This is a genomic window from Vibrio sp. Vb1554 (assembly GCF_033344235.1).
In genome coordinates this window covers 1-1,090 of record NZ_JAWPOJ010000404.1, presented here as the reverse complement: position 1 = coordinate 1,090, position 1,090 = coordinate 1, and the positions used below count along the sequence as shown (strand labels likewise).

The 1,090-nt window shown below is 45.4% G+C and carries 1 protein-coding gene and 1 pseudogene; both read right to left on the bottom strand.

The genetic code is table 11. The annotated features are described in order from the left end of the window. Positions 1 to 21: 21 nt before the first annotated feature. Complete coding sequence (gene lgt / locus R8N28_RS26635) at positions 22 to 843, bottom strand: prolipoprotein diacylglyceryl transferase (RefSeq protein WP_005497169.1); 822 nt, start codon at positions 841 to 843, stop codon at positions 22 to 24. An 88-nt stretch (positions 844 to 931) separates the two neighbouring features. Then, positions 932 to 1,090, bottom strand: a pseudogene (locus tag R8N28_RS26630) (sulfite exporter TauE/SafE family protein); the annotation flags it as partial.

The window sequence follows — 1,090 nt, the reverse complement described above, 5'->3', positions numbered from 1 at the left end:
ATACTGTTTCACACCAATACCTTACTTCGTTTTAACTTGAGCTTTGTCTTGGTAAAGACCACGTTTGTAAGCCCAAACCATCATCAGAATACCCAACACGATCATTGGCGTTGATAGAATTTGTCCCATCGAAATATAACCACCAAATAGACCAAGCTGAGCATCCGGTTCGCGAACGAACTCGACTAAGAAGCGGAATGTACCATATCCAGCTAAAAATAGCCCTGATACCGAACCCAATGGGCGAGGCTTTTTGATGAACCAGTTCAAGATGAAAAACAGCACTACGCCTTCTAACAGCATTTCATACAGTTGCGATGGGTGACGTGGTAAAGGCCCGCCATTTGGGAAAACGATAGCCCAAGGCACATCTGTTACACGCCCCCAAAGCTCGCTGTTCATGAAGTTACCCATACGGCCCATACCCAAGCCAAATGGCACTAACGGCGCGACAAAGTCAGCAACGCCGAAGAAGGTACGACCGTTCTTGTGTGCATACCAGAACATTGCCGTAATCACACCCAACAAACCACCGTGGAACGACATACCGCCAGTCCAAACTTTGAAGAGATACAAAGGATCATCTAAAAACAGTTCAAAGTTATAGAAGATAACGTAACCGACGCGCCCACCGATGACGACCCCTAAGAAGCCCGCAAAAAGTAGATCCGAGACTTGCTCTCGAGTCCAGCCGCTGCCTGGTTTGTCAGCACGACGGTTCGCCAACCACAATGCAAACATGAAACCGACGAGGTACATCAAACCGTACCAACGAATTGAAACAGGACCAATAGAGACTAAAACCGGATCAATATTGGGAAATTGAAGGTATCCCTGAGACATAAATCATTCTCTTCTTATTTACAAATAAAACCAATATACCCAAGTCACCTCAAATGCTCGGTTCAGCGTGAATAACTTGGGAATAAACTTACAGCAGCATTGTTGCTGCAACAAACATCAAGAATATTGCGAATATTTTCTTTAATACCGCAGTAGGAAGATTGGTCGCGAGCTTCGCCCCCACTTTCGTGGTCAACATCGAAGTCATCGCAATCGCAAGTAACGCAGGAAGGTAAACATAACCAAT